This window comes from Blautia luti (genome assembly GCF_013304735.1).
In the GTDB taxonomy this organism is placed as follows: Bacteria; Bacillota; Clostridia; order Lachnospirales; family Lachnospiraceae; genus Blautia_A.
Genome location: NZ_JAAITI010000050.1, coordinates 1 through 20393, shown reverse-complemented (window position 1 = coordinate 20393; position 20393 = coordinate 1). Strand labels below are relative to the sequence as shown.

17 protein-coding genes and 2 pseudogenes are annotated in these 20393 nt (G+C 42.1%); 2 read left to right on the top strand and 17 right to left on the bottom strand.

The features are described from left to right. Positions 1-359, top strand: a pseudogene (locus G5B06_RS17040) (XRE family transcriptional regulator); the annotation flags it as partial. A 103-nt stretch (positions 360-462) separates the two neighbouring features. On the opposite strand, the gene G5B06_RS17035 reads toward G5B06_RS17040, so the two are convergent. From G5B06_RS17035 to G5B06_RS16985, 11 genes are all read right to left on the bottom strand, one after another. After that, positions 463-2211: an ABC transporter ATP-binding protein gene (locus G5B06_RS17035; protein WP_173772582.1), complete on the bottom strand. Its 1749-nt coding sequence runs from the start codon at positions 2209-2211 to the stop codon at positions 463-465. Continuing rightward, the gene (locus G5B06_RS17030) at positions 2204-4021 is read right to left on the bottom strand and encodes an ABC transporter ATP-binding protein (protein ID WP_055303794.1); all 1818 of its coding nucleotides are present in this window, start codon (positions 4019-4021) and stop codon (positions 2204-2206) included. The genes G5B06_RS17035 and G5B06_RS17030 overlap by 8 nt, the downstream gene beginning before the upstream one ends. A 73-nt stretch (positions 4022-4094) precedes the next feature. Next, positions 4095-4865, bottom strand: a complete 771-nt coding sequence (locus G5B06_RS17025) for a hypothetical protein (RefSeq protein ID WP_055303795.1) — start codon at positions 4863-4865, stop codon at positions 4095-4097. 111 nt (positions 4866-4976) lie between these two features. Further along, a complete protein-coding gene (locus tag G5B06_RS17020; protein WP_019162565.1) occupies positions 4977-5999 on the bottom strand; it encodes a helix-turn-helix domain-containing protein in 1023 nt (340 codons plus the stop codon). A 252-nt stretch (positions 6000-6251) separates the two neighbouring features. Further along, positions 6252-6848 (bottom strand): DUF6040 family protein, encoded by a 597-nt coding sequence (locus tag G5B06_RS17015; protein ID WP_173772580.1) that lies wholly within the window; start codon positions 6846-6848, stop codon positions 6252-6254. Positions 6849-6876: 28 nt separating this feature from the next. Next, positions 6877-8118 (bottom strand): relaxase/mobilization nuclease domain-containing protein, encoded by a 1242-nt coding sequence (locus tag G5B06_RS17010; protein WP_173772578.1) that lies wholly within the window; start codon positions 8116-8118, stop codon positions 6877-6879. Beyond that, the gene (locus G5B06_RS17005) at positions 8067-8447 is read right to left on the bottom strand and encodes a plasmid mobilization protein (protein ID WP_055303797.1); all 381 of its coding nucleotides are present in this window, start codon (positions 8445-8447) and stop codon (positions 8067-8069) included. Before G5B06_RS17005 ends, G5B06_RS17010 begins: the two co-directional genes overlap by 52 nt. Before the next feature lie 771 nt (positions 8448-9218). Continuing rightward, the gene (locus G5B06_RS17000; protein WP_173772576.1) at positions 9219-9671 is read right to left on the bottom strand and encodes a hypothetical protein; all 453 of its coding nucleotides are present in this window, start codon (positions 9669-9671) and stop codon (positions 9219-9221) included. Beyond that, positions 9668-10612: a ParM/StbA family protein gene (locus G5B06_RS16995; RefSeq protein WP_173772574.1), complete on the bottom strand. Its 945-nt coding sequence runs from the start codon at positions 10610-10612 to the stop codon at positions 9668-9670. The genes G5B06_RS17000 and G5B06_RS16995 overlap by 4 nt, the downstream gene beginning before the upstream one ends. A 194-nt stretch (positions 10613-10806) precedes the next feature. Beyond that, on the bottom strand, positions 10807-12645 hold the full coding sequence (locus tag G5B06_RS16990; protein WP_334297590.1) for a phage/plasmid primase, P4 family: 1839 nt from the start codon (positions 12643-12645) through the stop codon (positions 10807-10809). Positions 12646-12756: 111 nt separating this feature from the next. After that, complete coding sequence (locus tag G5B06_RS16985) at positions 12757-13104, bottom strand: TnpV protein (protein ID WP_173772571.1); 348 nt, start codon at positions 13102-13104, stop codon at positions 12757-12759. 233 nt (positions 13105-13337) lie between these two features. On the opposite strand from G5B06_RS16985, the gene G5B06_RS16980 reads away from it, so the two are divergent. Next, on the top strand, positions 13338-13688 hold the full coding sequence (locus G5B06_RS16980) for a hypothetical protein (protein WP_173762555.1): 351 nt from the start codon (positions 13338-13340) through the stop codon (positions 13686-13688). On the opposite strand, the gene G5B06_RS16975 is transcribed toward G5B06_RS16980, so the two are convergent. The 6 genes and pseudogenes from G5B06_RS16975 to G5B06_RS19690 all read right to left on the bottom strand — a co-directional run bounded on the left by G5B06_RS16975 (position 13680) and on the right by G5B06_RS19690 (position 20262). Beyond that, complete coding sequence (locus G5B06_RS16975) at positions 13680-14903, bottom strand: carboxynorspermidine decarboxylase (RefSeq protein WP_173762556.1); 1224 nt, start codon at positions 14901-14903, stop codon at positions 13680-13682. The two genes, G5B06_RS16980 and G5B06_RS16975, sit on opposite strands and share 9 nt — an antisense overlap. After that, the gene (locus tag G5B06_RS16970; protein WP_173762557.1) at positions 14903-16162 is read right to left on the bottom strand and encodes a saccharopine dehydrogenase family protein; all 1260 of its coding nucleotides are present in this window, start codon (positions 16160-16162) and stop codon (positions 14903-14905) included. Before G5B06_RS16970 ends, G5B06_RS16975 begins: the two co-directional genes overlap by 1 nt. 43 nt (positions 16163-16205) lie before the next feature. Next, positions 16206-17063 carry an agmatinase gene (gene speB / locus G5B06_RS16965; RefSeq protein ID WP_173762558.1) on the bottom strand — a complete coding sequence of 286 codons (858 nt, stop codon included), beginning with the start codon at positions 17061-17063 and terminating at the stop codon, positions 16206-16208. 3 nt (positions 17064-17066) lie between these two features. Next, positions 17067-17921, bottom strand: coding sequence for a polyamine aminopropyltransferase (gene speE / locus G5B06_RS16960; RefSeq protein WP_173762559.1), 855 nt, complete (start codon positions 17919-17921; stop codon positions 17067-17069). A gap of 77 nt (positions 17922-17998) precedes the next feature. Next, positions 17999-19465, bottom strand: coding sequence for an aminotransferase class I/II-fold pyridoxal phosphate-dependent enzyme (locus G5B06_RS16955; protein WP_173762567.1), 1467 nt, complete (start codon positions 19463-19465; stop codon positions 17999-18001). 408 nt (positions 19466-19873) lie between these two features. Further along, positions 19874-20262 (bottom strand): annotated as a pseudogene (locus G5B06_RS19690) (TnpV protein). Positions 20263-20393: the final 131 nt, after the last annotated feature.

The window sequence follows — 20393 nt, the reverse complement described above, 5'->3', positions numbered from 1 at the left end:
CTGGACGTGACGCTTCCGAAATGATGGAACTGCTTTTCTGGCTGGATGAATTTAACCCATCTGCCCTGCATCTGTTTCTACCTCGGAAATTTCCTGGTGAAAAATGCAATGAAGTAGCTGACACTTCCGTTTACTACCATGACAACGATAGTTGGCCTGCTCATGCACCTGTCTGTATGTGGTTTGACTATGGAGTTCTGAATGATTTTCTGAAAGAATGGGTGGTTCGAATGGATGAACTGAAATCCGGTGTGATTACCAGAGATGAATATTTTGAATGGAAAATCAACTGGCCGTATACCTGTGATGATTGTGGAAAACGGAAACCCTCAAAACAGTGGCGGAAATCAAACGAATAGAATTTAGTGAAACTTAGCAAAACTTAAATTCACTGTATTTTTTCTCTTTGCTCAAAAAAGGCACTGCAAACCAATAATTCTATGGTTTTCAGTGCCTTTTGTTCTATACACTAAGTTTCCAATTTGCTGCTTCCGTCTGCAGACCAACCAGCTTACGATATAGACCATTTTTCTTCATAAGCGTATCATGGTTTCCTTTTTCTGCCACAACACCTTTATCCAGAACAACGATCTGATCCGCTGCTTCAATCGTTCTCATCCTATGAGCGATTACCAGAACTGTCTTCCCACTGACTAGTTCAGATATCGCTTCCTGTATCTGTGTTTCACTGTCCACATCTAAAGAAGCAGTTGCTTCATCCAGTAAAATAACAGGTGCATCTTTTAAAAGTGCACGGGCAATGGAAAGACGTTGGCACTCCCCGCCAGAAAGCGTAGAACCATTTTCTCCGATTACCGTCTGATAACCCTGCGGCAATTTTTCGATAAAATCATGACATTTTGCAGCCTTTGCTGCAGCAATAACATCCTCATCACTTGCACCTTTTCGTCCGACACGGATATTTTCCATAATTGTATTATTGAAAAGAACAACATCCTGAAAAACAATCGAAAAATCTTTCATCAATGCGACCGGATCAATTTTTGCGATATCTGCACCACCAAGTGTAATTTTCCCACCATCCACGTCATAGAATTTAGCTGCCAGTTTTGCTATGGTGCTCTTACCACCGCCGGATGGTCCTACTAATGCAGTCACCTGTCCCTGTTTTGCAGTAAAAGATACATCTTTTAAAACTGTTTTTCCTGTTTCATAAGAAAACTTCACATGGTCAAAAATCACATCATATCCTTTGGTGTGATACTCTGTCTGCCCGTTTTCTAACGGATATTCCTGGATTTCTTTCAAGCGTTTTACCTGTAAATTCACACCAAAAAGTTCTGCCATATTCGCCATAGCTCCAGAAAGTGGATCATACAGACGGGAGGCTGCGATCAAATATAGAATATAAGTAAACAGATCAATTTTTTCCTTTAAAATCAGCGAACTTCCCACAACAATAACCGTTGCCAGTCCAAGCCGTAAGACCATCTGACCGGTTGTAAGAAGACTCGCACTGACCATTTCACTGGAAATCTGCGCTTTTTCTGCTGCATCCAATTTCGCATCCAGTTTCTCCAGATAAGTTTTCTCCTGATTACATGCCTTAATATCCTGTACCGTTTCCAGACATTCCTGTATTCCTTCTGACAAATCAATTCTTGTTGTCATATATTTCTTTGCAAGCAGTTCCTGCCACTTGCGTGAAAGAAGAACAATTGCAAATGCCACCGGTGCAACCCACAAAAGAGCAATTCCCATTTTCCAGTTCATAACAAGAAGTACCAGACACACAATACTTGTAGAAATAAGTGCTCCAAAAAATTGCGGAACTGTATGGGAAAACGCATGCTCAAAACTGGCACAGTCGCCCATAATTGTACTTGTCAGATCAGCAAGGTCACGTTCATGGAAAAATCCAAGCGGTAACGTCCTGAGCTTTTCTGCAAGTGTAATGCGTCTACGTTCACTTTCCTCATAGGTACCAATATAGGCTTTTGTATACTGCAGATAATGAAGGACAAAAATAATCACTAAAATGATAATTCCAACAACTGTATATCCTGCAAATCCTGCCACTTTTTCTTCCATTCCAAGAGCCATAGGAAGCATCGTATTTAATACTATTGCAAGTAGGGCAACCGGGAGCATCAGACTGATATTTGCCAGTACAGAATAAACAATTGCTTTAAAAAGATCCTTTGCACCCTGGACACTCAGAGCGTATTTTTTCTGTAATCTGTTAATCATGATTTTCCTCCTTTCTCACAGTCGTTCCAACCTTCCAGATAATCTGTGTCTGATATTCTTTCCACATGGATGCGTAGACACCATTCTGTTTCAGCAATTCATCATGATTGCCTCGTTCTATTATTTTTCCATCACCAAAGACCAGAATCATATCTGCATCCTGAATCGTGGACAGACGATGTGCAATCATAAGTACTGTTTTTCCGCTGGTCAGTCCTTCAAAGGCAAGCTGGATCTGATGCTCATTTTCCGCATCTGCAAAAGCTGTCGCTTCATCAAGTATAATAATTGGTGCATCTTTCAGAATTGCACGTGCTAATGCAATCCGCTGATTTTCACCACCCGACAGATAGGTTCCTCCACTTCCAACTATAGTATCCAAACCATTTGGAAGTCTCTCTATGATATCCTGACATTGTGCTGCTTCTGCCGCTCTCATCACTTCTTCACGTGTGGCATCTGGCCTGGAAGCTCTGATATTTTCAAGTAAGGTATCATTGAAAAGACGGGTGTTCTGGAACACAAATGCAATCTGATCCATGAGGTCATTTTTAGCAATCTCACGAACATCCACACCACCCACTAAGACGTCTCCTTCCTGCACATCATAAAAACGTGGAATCAGACTGGCCGCTGTAGATTTGCCACTACCGGAAGCTCCGACTAATGCAATTTTCTTACCATCAGGGACTTCGAAGCTTACATGATACAATGCTTTTTTCTTAGCACCTGGATAAGTAAAAGAAACATCCTCGAATACAACAGAAGCATCCTTTGGCTGTTTTTGTGTATTTGATTCTTTAAGCGGTTTTTCCTGCAAAATTGCTTCTATTCTGCTTACTGCACTTTTTGCCGCCATTAACTGTTCGCTTGCAAACATGATTCGATTCATCATTGTTGTACAAACTGGCGTAAACAGACTGTAAAACAGGAAATCTAAAAACAGTTTCTGACGATCCGCCTGTCCACTTGCTGCCGAAAAAAGCATCAGTGCAGTCGGGATCAGCAAAATAAAAGTTCCATTTAAAGTAATGTTAAATCCCGTCAATGGGATACGACAGCAGATTGCATATCCACTGGCATATTTTTTGTATTCTTCAATCGCTGCATGAAAGTTTTTGAATGAGTAAATGGTTTGCTGGAATACCTTTACAACCGGGATTCCACGAACGAATTCTACCGCTTCTTTATTCATATTTTCCAGTGCGGTCATGTATCCCGACATAAAATCGGCATTATCTCCACCCATCATTTTCTTTAAGAAAAATACACTGATTGCCAGTGGAATCAAACAACAGATTCCAAGTCTCCAGTCAAAGACAAACAACAAACTGATGACTGCAACCGGCATAACAACTGCACCGGTCAGATCCGGCAACTGATGTGCCAGAAACCCTTCGGTCAGTCCAGCATTGTCATCAATAATTTTCCGAAGTCTGCCACTGGCATTCTGACTGAAATATCCAAGCGGTAACGTGACAATATGGTGCATTGCCTCTTTTTTCATATTGGTAGCTGTACGAAATGCTGCCAGATGCGAACAACATAATGCTACAAAATATAATAAAATACTAAGTAACGAAAATGCTACTGCAAGCCACGCATAATGCCCACTGGAAGCTGCCAGTGACAAATCTCCCTTTTTCATCGCATACAAGATATCCCGAATCACAAACCAGATACAGACAAATGGAATAATAGAAAGCACCGTGGATATTCCTGCCAGAATGCAGCTGGCAATAGTCAACCAATGACGTTTCCCTGCAAATCCCCACATCCGGGATAACTCGGCATTTTTCTTTTTGCTCATGACCTTATATCCTCCTCAAAAAGCCGGTGGCATCAGAATCTCTCCGATTTCCACCGACTCAAATTTATTTTCACTATTCAGACAGATTCTCTTTACAGAATAACTGTATACAGTTCTCAACATCGGCTTTCGTATAGTCAACAGAAATTCCTGCTGCCAGCCAATAAGCATATTCACCTGCATCATATTTTTCCAATGCATCCAGGTCACTTCCATATCTGAACTCAATGTGCCATGTAGTTTTCATCGTATCCGGAGCGATACAGAAATAGGTAAACTCGCCGGAATCAGCATCATCACTTTCGTAGATGTACAGACCACGCGTTTCTTCCATACCTACGTAATGATAAGAATGACTGAATACATCATTCCCCTCTTCATCCACACCAGATATTGTTGTTCCGTCAAACGTGAACTGATCTATATTCTGTAAAAATTCACAGTCGTATGCCATATTTCCATCCTTGTAGGTTTCCACTGCTTCTTCACCGGTGACTGTTCCAGTTACCATAGAAGACATTTTTTCAACAGCCGCCTGAGCATTATCCTCTCCTACAATTGCAGCACTGTCATCGAGCCACAGCTGATCGTATTCATCTGCCAGAATAACCGGCCACAGTTCCTGATAAGTACCTTTCAGATCGCATAAAAGCTGATCTGCTGCATCCTGATTCTCATCAGTTTCACTTTCCTTCTGTACGCTTGTAGTCTGTTCTTCTGTAGCACTGTTTTCTGTTTGCTTTGTTTCAGATGTGCTACTGCTTGTATTTCCACATCCCGTCAATAAAGAAATAGACAAAGTTGCTGCTAAAAACAAACTTGTTAATAATTTTCTCTGTTTCATTATAATCCTCCTAAATAAAAAATATGCATTAGTTAGTATTATCTAACCAATACATATTTTATCTGGTACTAATATGAAACTCAATGACCTGGCAGACTAGTTTCTATCCAATCAGACATTCTTTTTATACTCCGTTGGTGTCATTCCATATTCACCTCGAAATGCCGAAGTAAATTTATTGGGATTTGTATATCCGATTTCTGTTGCGATTTCACCTACAGATAAATTCCCCTCCCGTAATAATTTTTCAGCAATTTGTAAACGATAAGTCCGGAGATACGCATAAACAGGTGCACCATACATTCCCTTAAAACAACGTTTCATTGCCGTAGGTGATATTTCAAAACGCTCTGCCAACTCCTCAATTGTATAATGTTCTTTGATATGTCCTACAATAAAATCATGAATCTGTCTGGTACAGTTCCTTTGCGATTTTGAGAAATAAACATAGTCGTTCTTAATCCTGTCAAAATCCATTTCTGTTAGTATCAATAAAAGCTCCAGAAGCTTTATTCTGATATAACTAGGCTTTATATGTTCCTGAACAGTATATAATTCCGAAAATATATGTTGGACAGTTTCATTTGCACGAACCATATAAAAATCCTGTTTTCCTGCAAACTCTGAAATTCGAGTAAGATTAATAGAAAGAAGTTTCAAGATTCTTCTCATCTCATCTGTAATTTCTTCCAACTCAATCGTTATCGTTATCCCATGATAATGGGAAGTAGGAAATGTTGATGTATGTGATTTCTTATGCAAGGTACAAATGGATAAATTTCCCGCTGCCATATAGCAATAACTACGCTCTCCAAACGCACACTCACACCGCCCCTCCCGACAATAATTAATTTCAATAAATCCAGGACGTGGACTCTGCATCTTATTACAATATTCCATATGCATATCATTATAGACCAGCTCCATTCCTGGAAATGTCTGATATACGGCGATATCTCCTGTACCACTTTCATTCTCAAGATGAAATCTTGAACATATAGCATCTTCTTTTTTTCTCCGGACAGAAGATCCATATAAATCAACACTTCTGAAATCCGATTCCACTTCCGAAGACGCAAAAAGTATATCTCCAGCAACCTTATATGGATTGTCCTCTGTTGTTACTGTTCTCATATTACACCTGTCCACTTTCTTCCGCTGCTTTTCTTACTTTTGTCTCCTCTTTCATAAAACATCATAGCTTATCTCCTTCAGCAATTAGTTTTATCTAACTTTCTCATATAAAAAAATGTTACCTTATAAAGCTCCAGTCCCTACAATAGGTAACATCGTTTGAGTTTCTATACTCTTTCAGTGTAACACCGTTAGGACTGACTGACAAGAAAATATAGAAATTCATTATAGCAAATAAATTCGATTTATTGTTCAATAGCCAACATTCTTATTATTCAAGTATATTCTAATCAGAACAGCCCCTACATTTATGACAAAAATCACAAACAGCAGATTAAATGGCAAATATTCCCGTATCAAGTTTCCTAATACCGCAATAAAGGAAAAGCTGGCTATCAAAACCATTTTATAAATATCATCCCATATCTTTCGATACCGTTCAATTCCGCCCCATACAAGAAATACACCCCCGACAATTCCCGCCATAATCACAGCACTTGAAAATATTCGTTCAAAAACTACCTCTCCCGTAGAATATCCCATATAATCCAGCTGTTCAAACCATATCGCATACTTTCTGCACCAATTAACTGGCAACATGATCAGTTGCATTAAATCCCTTTGAAATGCTCCATTCTGAATAAGTGAAAAGAATATGACACAAAGATATCCCCAAGCCCAGAAAAACTGTATTTCTTTCATATACTCTATTTCCGATTTTGCTTTTCTCCTGGCTTTTTGTATCTCCATATCTGCCCGTTTCTTTTCCCTTTCAGCCTGATACTCTGCCTGTCTTGCCTGTTTTTCTGCTTCTTCCTGTTTTTGCTGTGCCTGTTCAACCGCTTTCACCGACGATTGGTTCACCTGTGTCTGTAATTTAGAGTTCTGGTCCCGAACGTCTTTTATTTCTTCTTCGAGCTGCTCTTGCTCGTTCCTGCTCATTAAGCCATTTCTGTTTCTCAGATCGTCGTTGCTCTGCTGAAGCGACTGATTCAGCTTCTGCGTTTCGGACAGTTCGGTTGTCAGACGCTGAATTTCTACGGTTGATTTCCGAATTTCTTCTCGCAATCTCTGCCTGTCGGATAAGATTGTCTGTTTCTCTTCTTCCAGTGTCTGTATCTGCTTTTTCTGTGTTCGCATGAACTCTTTCGCTTTTTCGAAACTTTGTACGAGAATATCCCTCTCCACTTTGAGCTTGATCGGTGATTCCTCTGGTGTCTGTGATGGCTGCGTCAAGCTCTCTGTAATAGTTTCTGAGTTCTTCGTTTGCTCTGCTGTCTCTGTCGGCTGCAACTCTGGATTTTTCCCTATTTCCATTAAATTCATTCTCCAAGCCCTCCTTGCTGATGTCCAGATGGAATGTTTTGGATAGATTGCTGTCACGCACTTTCTTTCCATCCTGATTCTGGAATGTGATGTGCTTCCGTTTCTCTGTCCAATTTACGTTCCACCCGAACTGCTTCATTTTTTCTATAAACTTTTCTTTGCTGATACAATTTTCCAGTGCCTTTAACACTGCCATTGCACAATCCGCTACAAAGCTGTCCCTTACCTGTTGCCGGAACAGGTTATATTTATCCTTGTTCCATGCAATAACTTCGCCTTTTTCGATTTCACTGCCGTCAAAGTGTTTTCCTTTTTCTGCAATGGTCAATCCACGTTCCCGGCACATTTGATTGGTAAGCTGTTTCATACATTCCAGATCCTTTTTGGTGTTATGCAGCTTTCTCCCATCTTCATAACTTACTGAATTGGTAACCAGATGGCAGTGGATATGGTTTTTATCCTTATGCACAGCCACTAAGGTCTGGAATCCACTGAACCATTTTTCTGCAAACTCTTTTCCAAATTCAAACGCCTGCTCCGGGGTGATCTGCTCATCTTTATGCCAGGAAATAATGTTGTGGGCATACATTCTCCCGGTATCTTTATTCCACATCTTCTTTTCTTCCAGAAAGGTTCTGTACACCAGATCATAGTCAATCTCATCATGGCGATACGGGCCTGTTACATAGGTAAGCAGTTCGCTGGTCTTGTCCTGTCGCAATACATATTCGATGCAGTTTCTCATTGCTCCATGTGTATTTGTCCGCTTATTAATCGTCTTATTAACTGCCATATCCTCTCACTCTCCTTCCGATACTTGAGAATATTTTTGTTGAGGAAATACAACATACTGTCATTTGGAACTTCTCCATCTGTATGCAGCTTTCTTGCAATCTGATTGATATTTGTAGTAGCTCCCCGAAGCTGACTGAGAATATCTGCAAACATCTGGTTCAATCTTTTTAATTCTTCCACTTCCTCTGTAGAAGCTATCTTCAAATCTGCGATTGCTTTTATTACAACTTCCTGCTGTGTTCTTCCTGATTCTTTAACCTTGCTCTGAAACAGATCGTATTCCTCTTTATTCATCCGTATGGTTACTGTATAATTTCGTTTTCTCATAGGCTTTCGTCTCCTTTCTTTGCTTGATTTTTATTCTTTATTAACAGACAAATCATTCTGACCGATAAATTAACAACGGGATTCCATAAGGGGCAACGCCCCTTTGGTGGGTGCAGGGTGAAACCCTAGTCAATCAGTAAGTGTTCTGTAGAAATGTCCGGTGGACATTTCGCAGGAATACTTACGCCATTGACGTGCCAGGGTTCCAAGGGGCAGAGCCCTCTGGCAAGTTTAGGAACAGCCCAAAGGCTGGCTCCGGTGCAGAGTGGCTTGCCACTTTGCGAAACTTGCCTGTCATCTCCCCACTACTGAAGCAACACTAGCCAAGCAACATTTTCCCCACTGCATTATCAAATCTAAATGGAGATGACGGTGGTTTTGTGGTGCAGGGACAGACTGTGGAAGAAATAGAAAAGCTCCCATTTCGATAGATTTTCTCTTTCTGAAACAGGCTGTTCATGCATCACTCCGATGCGAAGTATCGGACAATCCTGTGCCGTATCCGGCACTCTATTCTTTTCTTCGCCTTGCTTGTTCCATCCACCCATCTGCCAACGCTTTTCTGTTATATTTTCCTGTTATTTCTGTCTTTCTTTTTCTGGATCTCTTTCCATTTCTGCTAAAAGACATAAAAATAGCAGTCATAAACATTTCTCCAATTTATAATGTCTGAAATGTCACCACTGCCATTACCTTTTTCTGCTATTCTGCTTTTGTAAAGCTAGTCCTTACTGTCAGTCTGTTTTCCTGTTACTGCTATTTCATAACCATCTAAAAACTGTCTGCAAAATCCAGTGCTGCATCCATATCAGCTTCTTTCTCCCAGTCCAGATTATCTTCTGCAATCTCTCCATCCGTTTTCTCCATAGTCAGTGTTCTGTCCGGCAGATCACTTTCTCCTACCGATTCTTTTACAAACGGTACAAGCATTTCCATCAGATTCTTCGCTATAGCCATCGGGACGGATTCCTTTACTCCATCCCGTACAGCTGTTTCCACTCTTTCCAAAAACGCATCTTCCTTTTCTCTGGTTTCCAGATACGGATCTGCTTCATTCCTGTACTCTCTGGAAAAATAATCGTTTAAAGCAACTACAACTGCTCTGGTGTACGATTTATATTTTTCCCTGTCCATCGTCTGCAAATATTCCCATGCCTGTCTGTCCTGCTCATCACAAAGATTTAAGCGGATATTTGTGTTGATGATTTTCCGTTCCTTTCTCATACAAGCATCCCTCCGTTTCTCTGGATTTTCCTTACAGTCATTGCTTCATAGCCTTTCGCTGTGGCACAAATATCTCGTACAATCGTCACTCGGTTCTTGTCATATTCTCCAAAATTCTGGATCATACAACCTCCGCCACCGACCACATATAAACGCATCAGTTCTGGATTATATTCCCGTTCCCTCAGCTTATGGAAGATTTCTTTCGTATAATCCCCGGCAGCTTTGCGAATGACTGAAAGATATTTTTCACCAATGTCTGCTGTCCCGGTACGGATCACCTGCTCAATCACCAGATCGTCCACCACCGTTCCCAGTTCTTTCAGCAGGGATTCCCTGACAGCAAGCACACACTGGTGTGTTCCATATTTCTCTGTAAAACATTTCTTCTCTAATGGACGTGAATTATTGATATACATGATATTCATAGTTCCATTTCCAATATCTGCCAGCATATTGATGCCCTTGAAATCCTGTAAGCGGTAAAAGGCTGCTGCAAATCCCTGTGGGTAAATGTCTGCTCCTGCAAACTCCACATGATATTCTTTATTGCGGAATGTAAAATCTACACATTCATTCTGGAGAAGATATTTCTGAAAATCTTCTTTCTGTGTCGCCACCCAGGTAAGCGGAAGTCCGGCTGCAATATGTACCTTTGCCCGGTTCATTCCTTTTCCATCCAGTTCCTTTGCAATAGCTGCCAACGTCAGCACATAATAGTCCTCATCCTGCGTTTTCTCTGCACAGAACTCCTTGTGTTCCTCTCCGATCTGGTAATACATGCCATTGTAAACAAGAAGATTGTTCTGAAAGATTGGCTCCTTGTCATATCTGGCTACACCGGATGGAAAACATCTGGTGGCTGTTTTCATGTTTCCATAACCATGATCAATCCCGATCACCACAATTGTTTCATTATTGTTATTTTTCATCATTCTCATAATCATACCTCATTCTTTCTTAATGTTTATTTTTGACTTTCTCCCAAATTCGGGAAAAACCTATATTTGTATCAGCTAAAACGTTGATACATAAAAAGGGCAGTCAGTGTAAAAAAAGCAAAATTTTATGTACTTTGGCAGCTATCTTTGTTATTTCTCCTGCTCCGGTAACATTTCTTTTTGCTTATTTTGCCCTAAATGCCCTTAATTCCCTGATTCATATTTAATTGTAACTGTTTATAATCTGTATCTGTTTCTTCAAAAGGTATTCTTTCTTCTGGATCTACAGGACAAAAATCTTCTTCCTTAACTGCAATATCCTGATAATAGAACTCACCATTGTACTGCTTCAGAAGGAAACCTTTATCTGTCATATTCCTGAAAAAGTTGGATTTACCATGCCCCTGTCTGCCATTCTCTTTGCAGTATTCCTCATACATATGGAACACTTCACTTCGTTTCAGGCGTTTTCCTTTGGCACGCACCAATGACTCATCAATAAAAGCACAGATACTATCTGACGTCCGTTGCACTTCTCTTACACATTCTTTGCTGTGCTCGCTCTCCGTAAACTTTCCCTGTTCATACAGTTTTTTCAATGCAATCATCGCCATATGAATCGCATAATCGGATTCTGCCTGTACCTTTTCCTTTAAGTGCAGATCTTTTTCACCGCTTTTTACTACCCGGTTCATATCAAGGATCAATAATCTACGGTAAAAAGCATCTGACTTATCCTCAAGATTCTGGGGCATTTCATTGGTAGAAAAGAGTAACTTTGCATAAGAGTGAAAATGGATTGCATCCTGTCCCTTTTTCTCATAGATCAGTGTATCTTCACCGACTGCTTTCTTTAATACATCTGTGTTCTCCATTGCTTTGCAGGGAATATCCGCACAGGCATTTAACAGCTTTCCGTACATTCCAGTCGCATAGAATCGTTTGTTCAGATCTTGTAGAGAAATACTGGACATATTGGTGATTCCAACTACATGCTGGATCAGTGATACTGCCACTGACTTTCCGGTTCCACCATTTCCTTTCAGCGTAAGGAATTTCTGAAACTGCGTGTCCTGTGTCATGCAGTATCCAAAATACTCCCAGAATGTCTGCTGTTCTTCTTTGTTCGGTAAAGACGATGCAAGATACTTTTTGATATTTTCTCCACCCTGCAGCACCTGCTCACAATCTTCTGGATAATAGGGAAATGGAATCTGATTGATTGTCAGATAATCCGGATTGTGTTCCAGCATTTCACCCGTAACCGGATCATAATATCCATTTTTGAAATTGATCCACCGCACAGGCTGTTTATTTAGTTCATATGCCTCTCGGTGAACTTTTGGCTGTGTGATCAGTAGATTATAGATTCTTTTGATCACTCCACTCTGTACCTGATCTCGATAGATCAGCTTCTGGATACGGTATTTCATTCTTACTCCATCATGGTCTTCCAGGAAAACGCCGTGTTCATAATAATAAGGTGTGATTCCCACCACAAAAAACTGAACATTCTCCACCAGGTAATCTACAATCTCCATGTCCCGAACACTTTTCACATTTCCTTTTGCATCAAATAAGTGAAACCGGCTCAGTTCCGGTTCTTCTTTTGGATCTCGCTCAAACCGAAGAATATACTGTTCCAGTAATTTCTCAACTTCCTTCTGATTATCCAGTTTGCCAAGATACTCTTTCTCTTTGAACAACTGCCAGCCTGCTTTTCCATCAAGACCAGCGTCTTTGAAAAATGTCAGTAACTTATCATTTATCCACTTCACTGAACAGGAAGCCACATAATGATAGGCACACTGGCAGCTTCCAGTAAACTGAATAGCTCTCATTTCTTCTATAAAGGAATCTGCACTGAAATAATATCCGTCATCTTCCTGAACCAGACAAAGTGCCTGATAACCTGACATTACAATATTCAACGCTATATCCTGATTGTCCACCAGAAAGATATAGGTCTGTGCTGTCCCTTCTGGATTGGTTTCCATATAATGCTTCAAAAACTTCTTGTTCAAACTTATCACTTCCTTTCAGGCAAAGAAAAAGACGCAAGTCATATCTTATGACTCACGCCTTACTTCGCTCACAATATTCAATTTTCATTAGTTATCTGCCAGATTGTTTACTGGTAACGTTTATACATAAATCAATTCTTTAAGAATAATCTCTTCTGCAATCGCTCTATGCTGATTGGCAGCTCTTACCCATGCCATCTGATCTTTCTCCTTATCCGGCAGTGGCACTTTTTCTTCCAACTGCTTCAGGATCACTTCTTCCCGTTCTCTGGCTGCCTTATCTACTTTCAGAAGGTGTTCTCCAATCGTATCCTGTAAAAGCATCACCTGATAGGTTGAATTTCGATGGTTTTTCAGATAATCTCTGCGAAGAAAACCATACTTGCCAAGTTGCTCCATCTGCTCACCGGATTTATAGGTGAGATTCGGAATAAGGTATCCATTTACATTCGTATACGTTAATTTCATTTTATTAGCACTCTCCATTTCTCATCATTTTTTGACCACAAATTTACGACATTTACGACAAATCTGGCACTGCTTTACAATACCAGACAAAATGGCTGATGCCCCGGAAAGCCTGTAAAACAGGTACTTCCGGGATACACAAGACAGGACAAAAATCGACTTCCATTATCAAGAGGTGAGTGCTAATTTTATAAGAATTTTTCAACTGATTTTTCAACTCCGCTGAAGAAAGAATGGAACACCGGATCACAGAACTCCAGAAAAGCCAGAAGATTCTTCATGATAAGATCATGCACCTGAAATCGAATCAGACAGTAGCCCTTCATACTCCCATTATCCGTCATATTTCCAAAAGAAATTGTTATATTAAGACAACTCGCCCCATTGCAACTTATGATGTGGTACTTGATAATATGTTCCACTTCCGCAATGAACTGAACCCTGTTTCTACCTTTCAAATGGCAGCTTATATATTTTCGGATCCGGCTGATGCCAGTTCCATATCCACTGCCCTAACCAAAAAACGCAAGCCACATTTCTATGACTTACGTCTTTTTACAAATTTTACAGGAGACCTACTCTGATTTCCTGCGATGTCCAAGTCTGCCTTTAAAATCCTCGTAACCGAAATCCGTCAGACGTTCCATGGTTTCATCACCATGCCGCAGCCAGATATCAGGCAGGGGCATTCCGTTAAAGGTATTGTTTTTGCAGGTTGTATATATGGCCATATCACCAAACATGAGAAGATCTCCGTATGCCAAAGGCTTTTGGAAGCTGTAATCTCCTATAACATCCCCGGACAGACAGGTTGGTCCTCCAAGACGGACTGTAACGGCATTCTCTCCTGGCTCCCCTGCTCCAAGAAGGGGCGGACGGTAAGGCATTTCCAGAACGTCTGGCATATGACATGCAGCACTTCCGTCCAAAATTGCAAGCCGTGTATCACCATTTTGCAGTACATCCAGCACAGTTGTCAGAAAGAATCCTGCATTTAAAGCCCATGCCTCTCCAGGTTCTAGGTAAATATCCACCTTCCATTCTTCCTTTGCCGCCTCAATGCACTTTTCAAGCCGTGCAATATCATAACCTGGTCTTGTAATATGATGTCCTCCTCCCAGGTTCAGCCATTTTACCTGAGAAATCAGATCTCCGAATTTCACCTTTACCGCTGCAAGAGTAGTTTCCAAATCAGAGGAATCCTGCTCGCAAAGGGTGTGAAAGTGAATACCATCCAATAATCCGGTCAGATCCGGATGCATTTTCACAGCAGCCTCCCACTGTGCTCTCGTGGTACCCATACGACTGCCCGGGGCACAAGGATCATAAATTTCATGTCCTTCCTGGGTAGAACATTCCGGATTGATCCTGAGCCCTACACTTTTCCCGACCTGCTTCGCTCTTTTTCCAAAACGGAGAAGCTGGGAGGGTGAGTTAAACACTATATGATCTGCAAAGCAAAGCAGCTCTTCAAATTCATCCTCACGGTATCCAGCACAAAATACATGTACCTCTTTTCCTGGCATCTCTTGGGCGCCAAGCCTTGCTTCGTACAGTCCACTTGCTTCTGTTCCAGCCAGATAAGGCTCCAGAAGGTGATAGCAGTCATAATTGCTGAAAGCCTTCTGCGCCAAGAGCATTTTACATCCTGTTTTTTCGGCAATCTTTCCCATTAATTCTGCATTTTTTATAAGCGCTGTTTCGTCAAGAACATAACAAGGCGTCTTGATTTTCCGAAATTCCGGTGGAATAATTCCGGCGGATGCTTCGAAGGGTGGTCTTATATCTGTTTTTTCCATTAATCAACCAGCTCCGGATTATGATTTTCACTGCGTGGAAGTCCGTATTTGTCAAGTGCCTCCAGGAACGGATCCGGGTCAAATTCTTCTACTGTATACACTCCTGGACGAATCCATTTTCCGGTAAGCATCATTAATGCCCCACACATGGCCGGAACGCCTGTCGTGTAGCTGATTGCCTGGCTTCCAACCTCCTTATAGCATTCCTGATGGTCACAAATATTATAAATATAGTAGGTTTTCTCCTGTCCATCCTTTACTCCGGTGAAAATACAGCCAATATTGGTTTTACCTTTGGTACGGGGACCAAGGCTTGCCGGATCCGGAAGAAGCGCCTTCAAAAACTGGATGGGAACAATTTCCTGTCCGTTATAGTTGATCGGGGTAGTGGAAAGCATTCCCACATCCTCCAGACAGCGCATGTGATCCAGGTAGCTCTGTCCAAAGGTCATAAAGAAACGAATTCTCTTTACTCCCGGAATTGTCTGGGCAAGGGACTCGATTTCCTCGTGATGAAGAAGATACATATCCTTATCGCCAACCTGGTCAAAATCATATTCCCGCTTGATGGCCATCGGAGGAATTTCCACCCAATGTCCATTCTCCCAGTAGCTTCCAGGAGCGCTTACCTCACGAAGGTTGATCTCCGGGTTAAAGTTGGTTGCAAACGCATATCCGTGGTCTCCTCCGTTGCAGTCCAGAATATCAATAGTATCAATCTGGTCAAACTCATGCTTTAATGCATATGCACAGTATGCCTGTGTAACGCCCGGGTCAAAGCCGCAGCCAAGAAGTGCAGTAAGTCCTGCCTCTTCAAATTTCTGCCGGTATGCCCACTGCCAGGAATAATCAAAATATGCGGAAAATCCAGCTTCCTTACAGCGTTTTTCGTAAATAGCCCGCCATTCCGGATCATCGGTGTCTTCGGGCTCATAATTTGCCGTATCCATATAGTTTACGCCACATGCCAGACAGGCATCCATAATTGTCAGATCCTGGTATGGAAGTGCAATGTTCATTACCAGATCCGGTTTGTAACTGTTGATCAGCTGGATCAGCTGGTTTACATCATCTGCATCTACCTTTGCCGTGGTAACAACTGTTTTTGTTTTTCCCTCCAGTTTCCGGGCAAGCGCATCACATTTTTCTTTTGTCCTGCTTGCAATACACAGTTCTGTAAATACCTCATCTGCCTGACAACATTTCTGGATTGCTACACTGGCTACTCCGCCGCAGCCGATTACAAGTACTCTGCTCATGTTTTTTATCTCCTTTTTTTATATTTCACTATCGCAGCTGTTTTTATTTCGCCACTGCCAGCAGCAGTTCCCTGACCACCTTGCATGCTGTGGCTGTGGAAACACCGCTTGGATCCAGCATAGGTGCCAGCTCATTGACATCTGCTCCCACAATATTTAATTCTGATACCTTCCGGATAGCCGCAAGAAGTTCAAGGAAGCTTACGCCTCCCGCTTCCGGTGTACCGGTTCCCGAAAATACGGATGGATCCAGGCAATCCAAATCAATGGTAAAATATACCGGAACCTGCTCCCTGTCCAATTCCTGTATGGTCTCTTCCAAGCCTTCAAAGGTAAAAGGATGAAAATCTGTATGCTCCTTTGCAAACCAGAATTCTTCTCTTTCCCCACTTCGGATGCAAAACTGATGGATCCGTCCATCTCCCAGAATATCATGGCATCTGCGGATGACACACGCATGGCTTAAACGGGCACCAAGATAATCATCCCTCAAATCTGCGTGGGCATCAAAATGAATAATATGAAGCCCTGGATATTTTCTGGCTACGGCTCTTACAGCCGCTAGCGTCACCAGATGCTCGCCGCCTAAAAGCAAGGGTATCTTTCCTGCTTCCAGAATTTCCCAGGCACGATTCTGTATATCAGCAAGCGCCATTTCACTGCTACCGAAGCAAAGCTCCAGATCTCCACTGTCAAATACCTGAATATCTGTAAGGTCGCGGTTCTGATAAGGGCTGTAGGTTTCCAGTCCAAAGCTTTCATGACGAATGGCAGAGGGGCCGAACCTGGCTCCAGGACGAAAGCTTGTGGTAGAATCAAAGGGCGCTCCATAAAGAACAATCCCTGCTTCCTCAAAGCTGCTGTCACAGCCGATAAAATTCTCAATATTTGGTAAAATCATAAATCAGTCCTCCACCTCCTGAAGCATTTCCTCCAGAAAAGCCGGAAGATAAAATGCGCCTTTGTGAAGCCTTGTGGTATAGTAACGGGTGCGAAAATTCAGGGCGCTCCATGCCTCCGAATCCAGATCATCCACCGGATGGTACTTTTTACTTGCAAAACCAAACAGCCAATAGCCGGCAGCAAAGGTAGGAATATGCGCCTGATAAACACGACTGATCTGGAACGTACTGGCAATTCTTTTGTGACTGCGCTGCATGGCATGGGCGTCCTCAGAATAAAAAGGACTTCCCTGCTGATTGACCATGATTCCATCCTCTTTCAGCGCATTATAACAATTTCCATAAAATTCTCGGGTAAACAAGCCTTCCGAAGGACCAAAAGGATCGGAAGAATCCACAATAATAAGGTCATATTTATTTTCACAACGTCGGATAAATTTCAATGCATTTTCATAATGAAGGTGCACTCTCCTGTCATCAAGCCTGCAGGCATTTCCCGGAAGATAGGCACGGCAGGCTTCCACTACCATGGGATCCATCTCTACCAGATCAATATGGCGGACACGGTCATATCTGGTCAGTTCACGTACAACTCCTCCGTCTCCTGCTCCGATCACAAGAATATCCCTGGCTTCTTTGTGAACAGCCATAGGTACATGGGTAATCATTTCGTCATAAATAAATTCGTCACGTTCCGTGAGCATTACATTTCCGTCCAGTGTAAGAACCCTGCCAAATTCAGGTGTCTCAAAAATATCAATTCGCTGATAGTCGCTCTGCTTTGAGTAGAGCTGACGGTTTACCCGGATACTATGCTTCACATCCGGTGTATGAAATTCCGAAAACCACATTTCCATTTTCTTTACCTCCCTGCCAGAGTATGTTTTAAAATCATTCCCGCAAGATGTGTGTCACAATTTGCAGACAGCCTTTTTCAAACACGCTCCAACACATTTAATCGTAATATATCCGGATCTTCCGGACCTGTCATGTTGCATCCTTTTGCCTTGGCATATTCAATGTAATCCAGAATTTCCGGGGTAATTCGCTCCCCTGGAGCCAGAATTGGGATTCCCGGAGGATAACACATTACAAATTCACTGCATACCTTTCCTTCCGTTTCCCTGAGAGGAAGGCTGCATTTTTCTGCATAAAACGCTTCCTGAGGGCTTGTTACTACCTGGGGATCAATATATTCCTGATCCAGCAACCCTGATTTATCCTTCTGGAAACGCCTGCGGATTTCCGCAAGGGCACTTACCAGCCGCTCTATTTCCTGGGCACGGTCTCCAATTGACAGATAAGCCAGAATATTTCCAATATCACCAAATTCGATCTGAATATCATATTCATCTCTCAGAATGTCGTAAACCTCAATTCCTGCAAGTCCGATATCCAGAGTATGCACACTTAATTTCGTAATGTCAAAATCAAAAACCGAATCTCCATTCATCAGTTCTTTTCCAAATGCGTAATAGCCGCCAATGGCGTTAATCTCTTCCCTTGCGTATTCTGCCATATCTGCTACCTGATGGAAAATCTGACGTCCTCGCTGTGCAAGATTCCTACGGGAAATGTCAAGACTTGACATCAGAAGATAGCTTCCGGAGGTAGTCTGGGTCAGGTTGATGATCTGACGGACATAACCTGCATGGACGCCAGGTCCAGTCAGAAGAAGACTGGACTGGGTCAGGCTTCCGCCGCTTTTATGCATGGATACAGATGCCATATCTGCACCAGCTTCCATTGCCGAAACCGGCAGGCCTCCTCCAAAATAAAAATGAGTCCCATGGGCTTCATCTGCCAGACACAGCATTCCTGCTTCATGAGCCATCCGCACAATTGCACGAAGGTCACTACAAATTCCATAATAGGTGGGATTGTTTACCAGCACAGCCACCGCATTGGGATGCTCCTTAATTGCCTTTGCCACCTGTTCACGGCGCATTCCAAGAGAAATTCCAAGTCTCTGATCTACTTCCGGATTCACATAAACCGGAATTGCTCCGCACAGAACCAGCGCATTCAGCACGCTTCTGTGAACATTGCGGGGAAGAATGATCTCGTCTCCCCTCTTACAGGCAGTTAACACCATGGTCTGTACGGAGCTTGTAGTTCCGCCAACCATGAGAAAGGCGTGAGCTGCTCCAAAGGCATCTGCTGCCAGTTCTTCTGCCTCCCGGATCACGGATACAGGATGACAGAGATTATCAAGAGGCTTCATGCTGTTTACATCCACGCCTACACATTTCTGCCCCAGAAACTCAGTAAGTTCCGGATTTCCTCTTCCTCTTTTATGTCCTGGCACATCGAAGGGTACCACCCTCATGCGCCGGAAATTTTCCAGAACCTCGTGAATTGGTGCACGATTCTGGTTCAGTTTAAAACGAGTTCTGTTCATTGCGTCTCCATTTCCAGTTCCTTTGTCTGTATAAAGAATCCTGTTTGCAGGATTCTCCGCCTGTAAAGGGGCGTCTCCAGCGCCATCTGCTCTTCCATTGCAGTGGTATCCTACCCGGCAGAGCTTTTTATATAACAGGAAATTCCAACGGAATTTTCTATTACACAAAAAAGCAGGCTGCCTCAAAACTGCAAACCTGCTTGGATCATTCTTCCCGATTCTATCTCCATTGACTTATAATAAATACAGGAATCCTCGTATTTACATAAAATAGAAATCCAGATGATATATGTCAGAGTCTATATAGCAATCATACTTTTACTACTCTTATTGACCGTTTCACAAGTCTGCACATCAGGCGCATAGTGGTTATCAGAGGAACCAACTTATAAAATTTGAGCTTCTAACTCAATCAATAAGGCAACCAAAGTTACCATCAGCGGCAGTGGACCCGGCTGTCCGTATGGCCTTAACCCCAAATGGAGTGATCCAAAATAATTGCTTTGAAAAGACTCTTTCTTTGTCTTTCAAAATCTTCATAAGCATAGCACATATGAAAATGCATGTCAACTGTTTCAGAATCACTTCTTCCCGTTCTCTGGCTGCCTTGTCCACTTCCAGAAGATGCTCTCCAATAGTGTCCTGCAGAAGCATGACCTGATACAGAGAATTTTATGGTTCTTCAGATAATCTCTACGTAAGAATCCATACTTGCCAAGTTGCTCCATCTGCTCACCGGATTTATACGTAAGATTCGGAATCAAGTATCCATTTACATTCGTGTACGTTATATAAATAGGGCATTCGCAATCCGCTTTCGCTACTTGCTCATGAACGCAGTTGCCTTGCTGCCTGCGTTCATTTTATTAGCACTCTCCATTTCTCATCATTTTTTGACCACAAATTTACGACATTTACGACAAATCTG